The organism is Planococcus beijingensis (genome assembly GCF_016820615.1).
In the GTDB taxonomy this organism is placed as follows: Bacteria; Bacillota; Bacilli; order Bacillales_A; family Planococcaceae; genus Planococcus; species Planococcus notacanthi.
The window spans coordinates 173,404-188,166 of sequence record NZ_JADHDZ010000003.1 but is presented as its reverse complement, the minus strand read 5'-3'; the positions used below and the strand labels follow the sequence as shown (position 1 = coordinate 188,166).

15 protein-coding genes are annotated in these 14,763 nt (G+C 46.1%); 12 read left to right on the top strand and 3 right to left on the bottom strand.

Annotated features, from left to right (window positions below):
* Nucleotides 1-2: 2 nt before the first annotated feature.
* Nucleotides 3-557 carry a 6-phospho-3-hexuloisomerase gene (gene hxlB, locus IRE19_RS09520; protein WP_191714761.1) on the bottom strand — a complete coding sequence of 185 codons (555 nt, stop codon included), beginning with the start codon at nucleotides 555-557 and terminating at the stop codon, nucleotides 3-5.
* Between the two features lies 1 nt (nucleotide 558).
* Nucleotides 559-1,200, bottom strand: coding sequence for a 3-hexulose-6-phosphate synthase (gene hxlA, locus IRE19_RS09515; protein WP_191714762.1), 642 nt, complete (start codon nucleotides 1,198-1,200; stop codon nucleotides 559-561).
* Nucleotides 1,201-1,340: 140 nt separating this feature from the next.
* Here hxlA and IRE19_RS09510 point away from each other — a divergent pair, with 140 nt between their 5' ends.
* From IRE19_RS09510 to IRE19_RS09460, 11 genes are all read left to right on the top strand, one after another.
* Complete coding sequence (locus IRE19_RS09510; protein WP_191714763.1) at nucleotides 1,341-1,541, top strand: hypothetical protein; 201 nt, start codon at nucleotides 1,341-1,343, stop codon at nucleotides 1,539-1,541.
* A gap of 126 nt (nucleotides 1,542-1,667) precedes the next feature.
* The gene (gene zwf / locus IRE19_RS09505; RefSeq protein ID WP_318247986.1) at nucleotides 1,668-3,185 is read left to right on the top strand and encodes a glucose-6-phosphate dehydrogenase; all 1,518 of its coding nucleotides are present in this window, start codon (nucleotides 1,668-1,670) and stop codon (nucleotides 3,183-3,185) included.
* 146 nt (nucleotides 3,186-3,331) lie between these two features.
* Nucleotides 3,332-3,895 carry an NADPH-dependent FMN reductase gene (locus IRE19_RS09500; RefSeq protein ID WP_191714764.1) on the top strand — a complete coding sequence of 188 codons (564 nt, stop codon included), beginning with the start codon at nucleotides 3,332-3,334 and terminating at the stop codon, nucleotides 3,893-3,895.
* Between the two features lie 204 nt (nucleotides 3,896-4,099).
* On the top strand, nucleotides 4,100-5,860 hold the full coding sequence (locus IRE19_RS09495) for a SulP family inorganic anion transporter (RefSeq protein WP_203340202.1): 1,761 nt from the start codon (nucleotides 4,100-4,102) through the stop codon (nucleotides 5,858-5,860).
* A 28-nt stretch (nucleotides 5,861-5,888) separates the two neighbouring features.
* A complete protein-coding gene (locus IRE19_RS09490; RefSeq protein ID WP_191714766.1) occupies nucleotides 5,889-6,227 on the top strand; it encodes an ArsR/SmtB family transcription factor in 339 nt (112 codons plus the stop codon).
* Nucleotides 6,228-6,454: 227 nt separating this feature from the next.
* A complete protein-coding gene (locus tag IRE19_RS09485) occupies nucleotides 6,455-6,889 on the top strand; it encodes a MarR family winged helix-turn-helix transcriptional regulator (RefSeq protein WP_191714767.1) in 435 nt (144 codons plus the stop codon).
* A 67-nt stretch (nucleotides 6,890-6,956) separates the two neighbouring features.
* Nucleotides 6,957-7,940, top strand: coding sequence for a ring-cleaving dioxygenase (locus IRE19_RS09480; RefSeq protein WP_203340201.1), 984 nt, complete (start codon nucleotides 6,957-6,959; stop codon nucleotides 7,938-7,940).
* A 78-nt stretch (nucleotides 7,941-8,018) separates the two neighbouring features.
* Nucleotides 8,019-8,561 carry an NADPH-dependent FMN reductase gene (locus IRE19_RS09475; RefSeq protein ID WP_203340200.1) on the top strand — a complete coding sequence of 181 codons (543 nt, stop codon included), beginning with the start codon at nucleotides 8,019-8,021 and terminating at the stop codon, nucleotides 8,559-8,561.
* Nucleotides 8,562-8,721: 160 nt separating this feature from the next.
* The gene (locus IRE19_RS09470) at nucleotides 8,722-9,327 is read left to right on the top strand and encodes a flavin reductase family protein (protein WP_203340199.1); all 606 of its coding nucleotides are present in this window, start codon (nucleotides 8,722-8,724) and stop codon (nucleotides 9,325-9,327) included.
* Between the two features lie 730 nt (nucleotides 9,328-10,057).
* Entirely contained in the window at nucleotides 10,058-10,828 is a 771-nt protein-coding gene (gene sdhB, locus IRE19_RS09465; RefSeq protein WP_203340198.1) for a succinate dehydrogenase iron-sulfur subunit, read from the top strand.
* Between the two features lie 52 nt (nucleotides 10,829-10,880).
* A complete protein-coding gene (locus IRE19_RS09460; RefSeq protein WP_203340197.1) occupies nucleotides 10,881-11,195 on the top strand; it encodes a cupin domain-containing protein in 315 nt (104 codons plus the stop codon).
* 314 nt (nucleotides 11,196-11,509) lie between these two features.
* Here the strand turns inward: IRE19_RS09460 and IRE19_RS09455 are convergent, their stop codons facing one another.
* Nucleotides 11,510-13,789, bottom strand: a complete 2,280-nt coding sequence (locus IRE19_RS09455; protein WP_238943159.1) for a putative bifunctional diguanylate cyclase/phosphodiesterase — start codon at nucleotides 13,787-13,789, stop codon at nucleotides 11,510-11,512.
* 421 nt (nucleotides 13,790-14,210) lie between these two features.
* Here IRE19_RS09455 and IRE19_RS09450 point away from each other — a divergent pair, with 421 nt between their 5' ends.
* Complete coding sequence (locus IRE19_RS09450) at nucleotides 14,211-14,747, top strand: glutathione peroxidase (RefSeq protein ID WP_203340195.1); 537 nt, start codon at nucleotides 14,211-14,213, stop codon at nucleotides 14,745-14,747.
* Nucleotides 14,748-14,763: the final 16 nt, after the last annotated feature.

The window sequence follows — 14,763 nt, the reverse complement described above, 5'->3', positions numbered from 1 at the left end:
TTTCATTCTAAATTGGCGTGTCTGCCGTACATGGTGTCGGATTTCAGCCCTTTTTTATCCATAAACCTTAGAATCACCGCATCGTAGAAAAGGAGAAGCGATTGCTCGAACAGGGAGCCCATCGGTTGAATGGATTTGCCGCTTTCGCCGTCCGCTTTCGCTTGAGCCGGTATTTCAATCACGATGTCCCCGAGGCTGCCGATGGCAGACTCCGGATTTATGGTGATGGCCACTACCGTTGCCCCGATGGCTTTCGCTTTTTTCGTCATGGCAACAAGGCTTTGGGTTTCGCCGGAACCGGAACCGACGATGAAAATATCATCAGGTTCCAGATTCGGAGTTACCGTTTCCCCTACCACATATGCATCCAGTCCCACATGCATCATGCGCATGACGAATGCTTTCGCCATAAAGCCGGAGCGGCCGCCGCCTGCCACAAATATTTTTTTTGCCTGCAGGATGCCAGCCACCAGTTTTTCGGCTTGTGCGTCATCAATGAGCGTGAGGGTCTGTTTCAGTTCATCCAATATTTCATCGGCGAAGCCTGTGGTGTTCATGTTATACCGTTACGCTTTCTTTGATCAACTGTTGGATTTTCTCAGCTTCTGCGCCTTTGTCTTCTTTGCTTGTGATGCCGCCGCCGACGATGATCAGGTCAGGTTGTGCTTTGATCACTTCAGGCAATGTCTCCAGTTTGATGCCGCCTGCAATGGCTATACGGGCATTTTTCACGACGCTTTTGATGGTGCGCAGGTCTTCAAATGAATCTTTGCCTTCTGCCTGCAAGTCGTATCCAGTGTGTACACAGATGTAATCCGCGCCAAGCAGGTCAAGTTCTGCCGCACGTGTTTTGATATCTTTGACGGCAATCATATCAACCAAGATTTTCTTGCCTGTTTTTTTAGCTTCTTCAACTGCGCCTTTAATGGATGAATCTTCTGCTTGTCCAAGGATTGTAACGATATCTGCTCCTGCAGCAACCGCATTCGACACTTCATAAGCTGCCGCGTCCATGATTTTCACATCTGCGAGAACTTCCAGATTCGGAAAGGCTGCTTTCATTTCTGAAACGGCTTTTAGGCCTTCTTTGTTGATGACCGGCGTTCCGATTTCAACGATATCGATAAATGCCTCTACTTCTTTAACTAATTCGATTGCTTGTGGAATGTCTACTAAATCTAATGCCAATTGTAATTTCATATATGTGTATCTCCTCGTTTTTTGATTTTGCTTCCCGCTCAGTGTAAGCCTTGCTGTTGATTATGTGAAGTACGCACTTTAATCGCACATACTGACAAATTGTATACTATCAGGTCCTGCTTGGGTTAGGCGGGGCGTCAATGCTGCTGCGATTGGATGAAGTCGACGATTCTCCTAAGCGCTTTTCAACAGCAATCCAATTAGGCGGGGAACCAGCCTGCAGGAAAGATGCAGGCGAAGAGTTCGGGCGGCAGGGTTGCAAAGGAGCTGGCGCAGGGAAGGTGAACAAGTTCCGCTTGTCCCAGCCGTCTGCTTTTCAGAGCGTAAGGGAGACGGTATAGTATTTCTCACTATGTGCTGCTAAACTGCGTACTATCATAAAAGTAGGCAAGTCCTTATACTGAAACCTGTTGCGATAATCAGATAGGTGTGAAAGCCATGGCTGATAAAGTGGGAGGATTCAATATATGGACAACGAGAGTCAGACAGAAGGATTCGATTTAAAAGATGCATCAGTTGAATTCCAAAACGAATGGTCAATGGAAGGCATGACTTTTGTTTTGTTCGGCGCCACAGGAGATTTAGCTCAACGAAAACTGTTTCCTGCGCTTTATAATTTATATCTGGATGAGAAATTACCGGAAACGATGTCGATCATAGGGTTGGGCAGAAGGAATTATTCAGATAAGGTATTTCAAGAAAAAGTGGAACAAGCACTCTATGCGTACTCCCGCAGAACCGTTCAAAGCGGATCTTTGCCGGATTTCTTAAAGAAATTCCGGTATTGCATATTCGATGCAACGGAAAAAGAAGCTTATCGCCAATTGCACGAACTTGTTGAAAAAAGAGAAAATGAACTGGACATTCCACAAAACCGGCTGTTTTATCTGTCTGTGGCACCGCGCCTGATCGATGTGATTGCTTCCGGCCTTTATACAAGCGGAATTACGCAAGGCAAAGGATGGAAACGCCTCATTGTCGAAAAACCATTTGGACGAAACTTGGAAACGGCAAGAGCATTAAATCAGAATTTGAGAAAAGTGTTCAACGAAGATGAAATCTACAGAATTGACCACTATCTTGGCAAGCCGATGGTTCAGAATCTGAGAACCCTGGTTTTAGCGAATCCGGTCTTGGGATCGCTGCTGAATCATGAAGAAATTTCAAATGTCCAAATTACGGCAAGCGAAACAGTAGGAGTGGAAAGCCGGGCTGATTATTACGATCAGGCAGGAGCTGTACGCGATATGGTCCAGAACCACCTTCTGCAATTGGTGATGATGACCGCCATTCACTTGCCGGACAGCCTCACGGGAAATAACAGCGGCATTAAAAAGACCGACATCATAGAATCTCTTCAACCGATCTTGAAGGAACATGCACACCGCACCATCGTCCGTGGGCAATACGAACCTGGAGAGATTGAAGGGGCGCCAGTTGCTGGATACAGGGAAGAGCCAGGAGTCGATGAGCTGTCGAAGAACGACACTTATTTTGCCGCACGAATCGCCATCGATCACCCGTCGTGGAAAGGAATCCCTTTTTATATACGAACAGGCAAGCGAATGAATGCAAAGTCCACACAAATCGTCATCGAGTTTGAGAACAAGGCGATGGATACAAGGGGGCTGCAGGGAACCTCGCCCAATTTGGTGATGCTTGAAATCAGTCCGAATGAAAGCATTTCGCTGCGCATAAATTTAAAAGATGCTTCTAATAATCGCTTCAATCCTGTTTGGACCAGTTTGTCCAGCAATTCAAAAGACCAGCCGGAAGCATATGAGTTGCTGCTGTATGACGCATTGCGCGGCAACTCGACATTTTTTGCTGACTGGCAAGAAGTGGAGTTGTCATGGAACTGGATTCAACCGGTATTGGAAGCGTTCAACGAAGATTTGCTGCCTTTGCATTTCTATCCCGCAGGTTCAAGGGGACCGATAGTTGCGAATGAATTATTGACGGCCGATCAATATAAGTGGTGGTAAGAAAAATCGCTGCACTGCTGGCGTTTGGCGGAATATTCAAGCAATTGGTTTGAAACCGAGAGTTATTTGTCTTATGATAAAGAGGCATCAAGGAGTGAAAGTTCACAGAGCTAAGGCAGCATCACAAATTGAGGAGGAATTTATCCATGACGAAGATCGGTATCATCACAGGAAGCACACGCCCGGGACGCAATAGCGTACAGGTTGCGGAATGGGTCAAAAGCATTGCGGACAAACGCGGGGACGCTGAATACGAAATCGTGGATCTGAAGGAATATAATCTGCCGATGTACGCAGAGCCGATTTCGGCAGCCTACAGCCAGGATTACCAGACCCCTGAAGCGATTCCGTGGTCTAAAAAAATTGCGGAGCTTGATGGTTATGTTTTCATTTGCCCCGAGTACAATCACGGTGTGACATCGGCCTTGAAAAATGCCATCGATTATCTTTACGTGGAATGGAACAACAAAGCGGCAGGCATCGTCAGCTACGGCTCGTCAGGTGGAGTACGGGCAGCCGAAGCCCTCCGTATTATCATGGCTGAACTGCAAGTGGCTACAGTCAGAGCGCATCCCGCGATGTCCCTGTTCACGGATTTCGTCAATATGAACGAATTCAAACCGGCGGATGTCCACGAAGGTTCGGTCACGACGCTGCTCGATCAGGTCAATGCCTGGACGAATGCGTTTGAACCTCTTCGGAATAAGTAAATCGATAACCTATTATAAAAGATGACAGAGAGCGATCCGGAACATGCGGATCGCTCTTTTTTGATGAATGATAGCAGGAATGCTTGAACACCGATTAGTGGAACATCCGGCAAGTTGACAAAAAGTTTTGTAAGGAGTATATTCGGTTTAATCAATATTCAAATAATCAGATATACTATAAAAGGAGAAAAGAAGGTCTTTCATATGGAGAAAAAGTCGATGTTTACTGGAAGGTACGCGGGCTATTCATTCCAAAGCTTTAAAAAAGACTTTTTGTCGGGCGTTGTGGTGGGGGTAATCGCGATTCCGTTAGGCATGGCTTTTGCCATCGCTTCCGGAGTTAATCCGGAATACGGGATCTACACCACCATCATTGCCGGAATTTTGATATCGCTGCTCGGCGGATCGAAATTTCAAATCGGCGGACCTACCGGAGCCTTTATCCCAGTGCTGTTTGCCATCGTTATTGCCTACGGTTATGAAAGCCTGCTGCTGGCAGGCTTTATGGCCGGCATCATCCTGCTCTTCATGGGAATCTTTAAACTGGGTTCGTTGATCCAATACATCCCCCGACCAGTCACAATCGGCTTCACCTCAGGGATTGCCGTCATTATTTTCGTCGGGCAGATTGCAAACTTCCTGGGATTGACCGATGTGAAAAAGCATGAATCGTTTCTGGCAAACGCAAAAGAAATCTTCCTGCACATTGGTACGATTAACGTCAACAGCGTTATAATTGCCGCTGTTTGCCTTGCGACTATGCTGGTGACACCTAAATTTATCCCGAAAGTTCCAGGTCCTTTAATCGGTTTACTCGTTTCCACGGTAGTAGCGAGTGTTTTTTTTGCAGGTGAAATGGCTACGATCGGTTCGACTTTCGGGGAAATCTCAAACTCCCTCCCAAAATTTCAGTTTCCAGAAATCACTTTCGAACGGATTCAGCTGCTGATCGGCCCCGCTTTCGTCATTGCCATGTTGGGCGGAATCGAATCCTTACTGTCCGCTGTCGTTGCAGATGGCATGAGCGGCAGCAAACACAACAGCAACCGGGAGCTGGTAGGACAAGGAATCGCGAATATGGTCACTCCTTTATTCGGGGGAATTCCCGCTACCGGTGCCATCGCCCGGACAGCCACCAATATCAAAAATGGGGCCGTTTCTCCTTTTTCTGGTGTCATCCATGGCGTGGTTGTTCTGCTGGTTCTCTTGCTTTTTGCCCCTTATGCTTCAGTAATTCCACTCGCCAGCATGGCGCCTGTACTGATGATTGTTGCCTGGAATATGAGTGAAAGACATACATTCATCGATCTTCTGAAAATGAAAACCGCGGATTCCCTGGTTTTGGCTGCCACTTTTTTATTGACTGTTTTTGTCAGTCTGACCGTCGCTGTTCAAGTCGGGTTATTATTCGCTGTCATTTTGTTCACCAAGCAAATGAGCGAACTGTTGGTCACAGCCAAAGCGTTGCCGGACCCGAACCATAAAGACGAAAAAATGGCGACCCATATGGTGACGGATATCCACGATTGTCCGCAGATCAGCATCTATAATGTGGAAGGGCCGCTCTTTTTCGGTTCTGCCCAAGCTTTCGAACAATCCATTATGAATACGATCAACTACAAGCCCAATGTGCTGATGCTCAGAATGGGAAAAGTGCCTTATATGGATACAACCGGCGAATCCTATTTATCGAGCATCATCAAAGATTTTTCAAAACACGGAACAGTTGTGATCTCCGGCATGAAACCGCATCCCATTAGTGTAATGAAAAAAACAGGGTTGTATGGCTATACTGGAGAAGAGCATTTCTTTGAACATACCGGCGAAGCCATCGACTTTTCATTAAACAAGCTCGACAGAAACAAATGTCTGGGCTGCCAACATTTTGCCTTTAAGGAATGTACGGCTCTTTCGGCTGGATTGGAGTTCCGCAAACCGGAAACAGCAGGGGTGAAGAAAACTTGAAATAGCTATAGAAAGGAAGGGATAGAATTTGGACATGGAAATGCAGCAGTTTAAATCTGAGTTTTTTAAAGCACTGGCACACCCGCTTCGCATTCGGATTCTGGAGATTTTAGCCGAAGGGGCTAAAAGTGTCAATGAAATCCAACAACTCGCGGAAAGCGAAGGCTCGACCGTCTCGCAGCAGTTGACCGTCTTAAGGTCGAAGAACATCGTCACAGGCAGCAAAGAAGGAAACCGGGTCATTTATTCATTGCGGGATCCGATGATCATCGAATTATTGGATGTGGCGAAGAAAATTTTCAACAACCAGCTATCGGAAACCATTACCATATTGGACCGGCTCAATTACACAGATAAAGCAGAATGAAAAAAGAGAACAGAGAGGCTTTTAGTAAGCCACCGATAAAAAGGAAGTGGGGAGAGCGTGCCCATTTCCTTTTTTTATATGGAGTAAAAAGCGGAAATGTAGGTATAGATGTTTGTTCACAGAGCAAAAAAGATAATTCAGCTCAAATGATTGACTCCCCCAAATACACATGTTATGATTATCTCGAATTAAAGATATATTAATTAAGAGTAAATGAGGTGAAACGCATGAATATGCCAAATCTCAATTTGAAAGCATTGACTGTACTCGTTCGAGCCGCTGACGCTCTTCATGAATTGATCAAAAAGGACGTTGCACAATACGGTTTGAACCCGACTGAATTCTCGGTATTGGAATTGCTTTACCACCGGGGCAGACAACCGATTCAACTGATCGGCAAAAAAGTGTTGATTGCCAGCAGCAGCATCACGTACGTCATCGATAAACTGGAAACAAAACAATACGTCGTCCGGCAGGCGTGTCCGGAAGACCGGCGCGTGACATTTGCGGAATTGACCGATCGGGGCCGGCAATTGATGGATGAGATTTTTCCGAAGCACGAACAAGTGATCAATCAGGCATTTGAGGGAATGGAACAGCAGGAAATGGAAGAGATGATTGAGGCGGTCAAAAAGATCGGCTACCAATCACAGCGTGTTTAAATTTTTTTAATCCTATATCTCGAAATCGAGATAATGACAATACTTACACAACGAGGAGAGATTTATTATGAACGAATTAAAAGGAATCCACCACGTAACCGCCATCACCAGCAGTGCGGAAAAGAACTATGAATTTTTCACTTACGTACTGGGCATGCGCCTGGTCAAGAAAACAGTGAACCAGGACGACATCCAGACCTATCATTTATTCTTTGCGGATGACAAAGGTTCGGCAGGGACCGACATGACATTCTTCGATTTCCCGAACATCCCGAAAGGCACCCACGGCACGAATGAAATCTATAAAACGGCTTTCCGTGTGCCTACTGACGAAGCCCTTAACTACTGGATTAAGCGTTTTGATAAATACGGCGTGAAACACAAAGGCATCCAGGACGTATTCGGCAAGAAAACCATCTCATTCGTCGATTTCGACGACCAGCAGTACATGCTGGTATCAGATGAACACAATGAAGGCGTGGCATCCGGCACACCTTGGCAGAACGGACCGGTTCCGCTGGAGTTTGCCATCACAGGACTTGGCCCGATCCATATCCGCATCGCGGAATTCGATTATTTCAAGGAAGTATTGGAAAAAGCCATGCTGATGCGCCAAGTCGCAAAAGAAGGTTCCTTCTATTTATTCGAAGTAGGCGAAGGCGGAAACGGTGCGCAGGTGATCGTCGAGCACAACAAATTGCTTCCGCAGGGGCAGCAGGGCTTCGGCACCGTCCATCATGCCGCATTCCGTGTAGCCGATACCAGCGTCTTGCAGGAATGGATCGACCGTATGCAAAATCTTGGCTTCAATACATCCGGCTATGTCGACCGTTTCTTCTTCGAGTCGCTGTATGTACGTGTAGCACAAGGCATCCTGTTCGAATGGGCTACAGACGGACCAGGCTTCATGGGCGATGAGCCTTACGAAACCTTAGGGGAAAACTTATCCTTGCCGCCATTCCTGGAACCGAAACGCGGCCAGATCGAGAAACTGGTGCGTCCGATCGATACGGTACGCAGCACGCGCACCATCGAAAAAGAATATCTGTAAAAAGGGGAAAACAACTTGAGCATTTTCAGTAAATTATTCGGCAAACAACAAACAGAACAACAACAGGAGGAAACAACCATGACAAAATTGAACATCGGCATCATCTTAGGATCAACACGTGAAGGGCGCTTAAGCCCGCAAGTAGGAAACTGGGTAAAAGACTTGGCAGACAAACGCGGAGACGCGAACTATACCATCATCGACATCGCAGATTACAAATTGCCGCTTTTAGGCGAAAACGGCGGAGACGCATCGGGCGCAGCTGCATGGTCTGAAGCGGTCGGAAAACAAGACGGCTTTGTCTTCATCGCACAGGAATACAACCACTCGATCACGGGATCGTTGAAAAACGCACTCGATTACCTGCGTGTGGAATGGAACAACAAAGCGGCAGGCATCGTATCCTACGGTTCAGTCGGCGGTGCACGAGCTGCAGAACATTTGCGCGGCATCCTGGGTGAATTGTCGGTGGCAGACGTTCGCGTCCACCCGGCATTGTCCCTGTTCACTGATTTCGAAAATGGTGCCGAACTGAAAGCGGCACCGGTACAAGCGGATTCAGTGAACCAAATGCTGGATCAGGTCATCCCTTGGTCAACGGCATTGAAAACCATTCGCTAATCCATTTTTAACAAATCACAGAATGTGCAGGAACACCCGCACATTCTGTTTTTTTCGCTACAATGGAGAAATAGAGGGAATGGAAGAGAAAAATAGCATATCGTATTCCTTCGTGCGCTTATTACTCCAACAAATCCCACCAGCAAAGGAGCAGGTAAACATGATTTCAATTGATCCGGAACAAAACGAGGAACGCGACAATTACAAACTGCTGATTGGTTCGATTATTCCGCGGCCCATCACCTTCGTCACCACACAGTCAGAGGCGGGCGTCGTCAATGGCGCACCGTTCAGCTATTTCAACATCGTCTCTTCCAATCCGCCGATGGTTTCGATATCGATTCAGCGGCCAACAGGCGAGCTAAAAGACACGGCACGCAATATATACGGGAACGGTGAATTTGTGGTGCATATCGTGGACCGGGACAACGTCGGGAAAATCAATGAAACCGCCGCTTCCTTGCCGCCTTCGGAAAGTGAAGTGGATATGGCGGGGCTGACAAAAGTGCCGAGCGCAAAGGTGTCGGTTCCGGGCATCAAAGAATCGAAAATCCGCATGGAATGCCGGTTGGTGGAGTCTGTCCCATTTGGCGGCGACGGCCCCGGCAGTGATTTGTTTATCGGCAAAATCGTCCAATTCCATGTGGATGAAGCCATCTACGAAAACGGGCGTATCGACCCGAGAGGCCTGGATGCGGTCAGCCGTTTGGCAGGATCCAGTTATGCGGCAATCGGTGAGATCTTTTCATTGGAGCGGCCGAAATAGAAAAGTGCTAATTAATTATCAGTTAATAAAAGACGTCTACTCACAACCTTTTTCAGGTGTTGGATAGACGTCTTCTTATTTAAAAAATAGTAGTGATTGTTATTTAGTGGAAGTAGCAGAGTTTTTCAATCCACTCGGGTGAAATAATGTACCGCTTTCAGAATTAAACTGGCAATGCCTTGATGGATGTCAATTTCTTCTGAGTAAAGAAACCGTATACTGAGGTTATGAAGAAGCAACAACAAAAGAAGAAAAGAAATTATGATCGCACGGCTTGGTATTTTTGATGAATATTCATTTAATATTTTCTTAATTTTCTGAAAGTATGATAAGGTTAAGTTGTATCTGCTTGTTTTTGAATCATAATGACAAAGAGCACAGAGTCAAAATTATTGTGTAAAAGCATTTAGGGACTCGTAAAAAAGTTATATAAGTTGAACTAATGATTTGTAGTAGCCGATATTCCGTAAAACAGCTACGCTTTCCAGCGGGCTCGCGCCCAATCCTCCTCGTCCGCTGCGCTCCCTGCGGTGTATCGGTCGTCTCGCTAAGCCGCAGGAGTCTTCGCTGTTTTGCTCCATATCTTTAGCATTTTCTGTCAGAGTCGAGGCGATATATAAAAGGCTATTTCTTTGGTTCAACTTATATACCAGAAAAGTGAAGAAGGGAATCAGTTCACTTTGGAAAATGGCATTATTCCTATACTCATTAAAAGAGGAGTTGATTGATCATGGGAGAAGCAGCAAAGACGGTAATTTTTGAAATCGAACGAAGAAATTCTACGAATGAAGATCCGTATTGGGAAAAGTTCGAATTGCCCTATGTGATGAACATGAACGTCATTTCTGCTTTGATGGAAATCCGCCGTAATCCGGTCAATATGGAAGGGCAAAAAACTACTCCTGTGACATGGGACATGAACTGTCTCGAGGAAGTATGCGGAGCCTGTTCAATGGTCATCAATGGCTACGCGCGCCAATCGTGCACAGCATTAGTTGATCAGCTGGAACAGCCCATCCGGCTGCAGCCGATGAAAAAATTTCCCGTTGTCCGTGACTTGATTATAGACCGCAGCTCCATGTTCGATACATTGAAAAGGCTAAAGGCTTGGATTCCAATTGATGGAACCCACGATCTTGGCGAAGGTCCGCGCATGCCCGAACGCAAACGCCAATGGGCATATGAATTGTCCAAATGCATGACATGCGGCGTCTGCTTGGAGGCGTGTCCGAACGTCAATGACAAATCCGATTACATTGGGGCAGCCCCCATTTCACAAGTCCGCTTGATGAATGCGCATCCCACAGGCGCAATGAATAAAGACGAGCGCTTGAATTTACTGATGGGGCCAGGTGGAATCCAAGAATGCGGCATGGCACAAAACTGTGTGGAAGTCTGTCCCAAAGGCATTCCGTTAACAACTTCCATCACGTCCATGAACCGCGATACGACCGTTCAGATGTTCCGCAACTTCTTTGGAAGTGACAATATGGTTGAATAGCGGTAAAGATGGAAGACAATCTAAAAAACTGAAGAAGAATGGAGAATAAATCATGACAATCAAAAAATTGCAGGATCTTCAAACATACGATGAGAAAAGGATGACAAAACAAGTTGTTATCGAAGAAGAAAAAAGTAAAGTTATCGTGTTTAACTTTCTTCCGGGACAAGTGATGCCTAAGCACGGGCATCCTCATAAAAATGCCTATGTGTTTGTAGTCGAAGGGGAAGGAATATGTTATCTGGATGACAACGATTCTGCTATTCAACCAGGAGATATCATACACTGTAATCCCCATCAAAAAATCAGTATCGAAAATACCGGAAACACATCGATGACGGTATATGTCGTGCATGCAGAAGAATAGATTAGCCGTTTGGCAGGGGCAAACTATGCCGCTATTGGAGAAATCTTTTCACCACATTCGGGCAGCAGTCAGGAAACAGATTCAGTTAAAAAGAAGCGGTGACCAGAAAAAACTGGTTATAAAGAGAAACTTCAATCAGGGGGGTTCTTCATCCCCACTGATTGTTAGTTGATCCAATCGGACTTTTACGGTCAGTGGATCTCCCGCTTGTAGAAGCGGGAGTCTTACTGACCGTTAAAGCGGGATAAAAGAACAGCAAAAAAAGCAGTTGATTTCTAACTGCTTTTTTTGCTGTTCTAAAATGATTACCTTGCCTAAACCAATTTCACAGAAGGAAATCCATTCACAAGCAGGCCCCTAAATTGTTCGGCTGTCAGCGGCCGGCTGTAGTAATACCCCTGGATTTCGTCACAGCCCAGTTTCTTCAGCAACGCCAGTTGTTCTTCGGTTTCCACCCCTTCGGCTACGACTGACATGTCCAAGCTGTGGGCAATGAAAATCATGGCTTCGACAAGTGCCCTATCGTAAGGGTTGGAAGCCATATCCTGGACGAACGGCTGGGCAATTTTCAAGTGATTCAGCGGGAACCGCTTCAAGTAATTGAGCGACGAGTAGCCAGTGCCGAAATCATCGATGGCAATGCGGACACCCAATCTTCTCAATTTCTGCATTCGGGAAATGGCTTTTTCCGCATCGTCGACAGCGACGCCTTCCGTAATCTCCAATTCCAGTGAAGACGCCGGAAAGCCGGTTTTTTCAAGTGTCTGGCGGATCATGCTCATCAACTCATCGTCAAGAAATTGCAGGGGCGATAAATTCACGGCCAGTTTCAGTTGGGAGTAACCTGAGTCATGCCATAGTTTGGCTTGCTTACAGGCTGTAGAAAGCACCCATTCGCCCATGGGAAGAATCAGGCGGGTTTCTTCCGCGAGTGGAATGAATTCTCCAGGAGAAATGGTTTTGCCCGCTGGAGTCTGCCAGCGGATCAAGGCTTCCATGCCGATGATATCACCTGTTGCGGCTTGGATCTGCGGCTGGTAATGCAGGATGAACTCTTCTTTCGCGATAGCCCGGCGCAGCTCATTTTCGAGTGCAATTTTTCGGGAAGCGATAAAGGCCATGTCATCCGAAAAGAACTGAAAATTGTTTTTGCCTTTTTCCTTGGCGTTGTACATGGCACTGTCTGCATGTTTCAGCAGTTCATCCGGTGTTTCGCCGTCTTCCGGATAAACGGCAATGCCGATGCTCATGGAGACATGCAATTCCTGTCCCTGGATGGTCAGGGGTTTTTCAAGAGCTGACTGCAGCCTTCGGATCAAAGGCACCATATCTTGCTGCGAATGGAAATTATTCAAAATCAATGTGAATTCGTCGCCGCCCTGCCGGGAAATGGTATCGTTGGAACGCAGGTTTTCCTGCAGTTTTTGGGCGAATTCCTGCAGCAATAAATCACCGAATTCATGGCCGAATGTATCATTGACGTTCTTAAAGCGGTCCAAATCAATGAACACCACAGCGACTTTCTGGGAAGTTTGCCCGGCGGCCCTTATGGCGCTTTCCAATTTCTCGAGGTAGAGCCTTCTGTTCGGCAGGCCGCTCAATGCGTCATGGTAAGCCATGTGTTTCATTTGATCGACGGCTTTTTCCAGCAGATTATTTTTGGAAGTGACTTCCTCTGTGCGTTGCTCCACTTTGTGCTCGAGAACAGAGGTCAGTTGATGGTAGCTGGCCAGTAATTTTCGGTTATCCCGCAAAGTGAAGATTTGTCTAGTGATAATGAGAATGACTGAAACGCCAGCTCCTGCGATTAAGCCGTTCATGTCTCCTTTTTGTTCAAAAATCATGACGACAAACAGCAGAACAAGGCTGAAATAAGGGAGCAGCAAGCGCAGGGAAATTTGTCCTTCGTCGATCCGTTCGGCAACTTTTTGGGGCGGTGCTTCTGTATGTTCCAGTGCATACAAACCGGCGAGAGACATCAATAGCAGGCCGAGAGACCATAATGGATCGTAAATACTGCCGGAACTATACCCGCCGTTAGCAGTTGAAAAGAGATAAGCGGTATCTGCCAGAACTTGAACGATTAAGCTCGCTGCAATCAAGCACAGTACCCGGCGCGGAAAAAAGTAAGCAGAACCGATGTAGAAACTGACGGCACCAAACAATAAGAGTAGATCTCCAATCGGATAACTGATGGATACAGCGAAAAGAATGGGAGATACAGAAACTTCTTCTATTAAAGGTTGGATCAGAAAATGCCAGCTTAAGGCTGTGGATACGGCGATAATGATGGCCATATCGAAAAGAAATTTAATCTGATAGGAGTTTTCCTTCCTTTGTCCAAGCTGGTAAGCGAAAGCTGCTATGTAAAAAAAGATTTGAAGGAAGAAAAACAGGTCAGCCCATCCGGGATAGCTGACTTCCACATGTGCAATATTACGGCTATAGAACCAAATGCCTTCGGCGACTGAAAAGCTGTAACATCCGAGTGACGTCAATAACCAAAAATAGCGGTCCTTGCTGAAAGATTTCAAAAAGACCATGAATAGGACCGTTCCGGCAATTACAGGAACCAGGGGAATCAGCCAAGACATCAGACTGGCTCCCGACAAAGGCATAAAGTGGCTGTCCGAACCAAGTAAAATCCAAGTATAGTAAAATAAGATATAAATGAAGCTGCAATAGATGAACAACTTTTGGATTTTGGAAAGAGCGATCGTTTTCACCTCATTAGGCTTAAAAGAATAGAATGTTAAATTCTGAATTTATTGATATTTCCTCTATTATAGACAAGTTCCTTCTATAAAGGAACAGTGTTCTTACAGATAATAACAATTTTTGAAGAGTTGAGTAGAAATGCTGAAAAGAAGACTGACTGGACAAGGAAGCAGTAAATTTGTAACTGTACTCGAAAAACGGGATACTGGGTCTAGATGCAGAAAATGAAGCAGGTCTGGTTTTGGACAGCCGAGAAAAGCGCAAAATTGACGAAACCTGCAAAAAGGGGGATATTCAATGTCGATTTATTCATTTCAGACAACATTATCGAACGGGGAAGAAATGCCATTCGAGACTTTTACAGGGGACGTCCTGTTGATCGTCAACACCGCGAGCAAATGCGGATTAACGCCTCAGTACGAAGAATTGGAAGAACTGTACAAAACCCATAAGGAAAAAGGATTGCAGGTTGTTGGTTTCCCGTGTGATCAGTTCGGCGGACAGGAGCCGGGTACGGATGAAGAAATCTCGGAATTTTGTTCCGTCAACTATGGCGTCAGTTTCCCTCTTTCCCAAAAAATCGAAGTAAACGGCGAAAATGCTCATCCGATTTATGAGTACTTGCGCAGCAAAGCGCCAGCGGATGCAGAATTCGATGAAGCCGGTGCTTTGCAGAAAGAAGACCGCGACATGCTGGAAAGTTCCGATATCCAATGGAACTTCACTAAATTCCTGGTCGACCGCAAAGGAAATGTCGTCCACCGTTTTGCGCCGACCGTAAAGCCGAAAGCGATGGAACAGATTATTGAGCAATTATTGGAAGAGTCTCGATAAAAGGCAGAGTAGATGA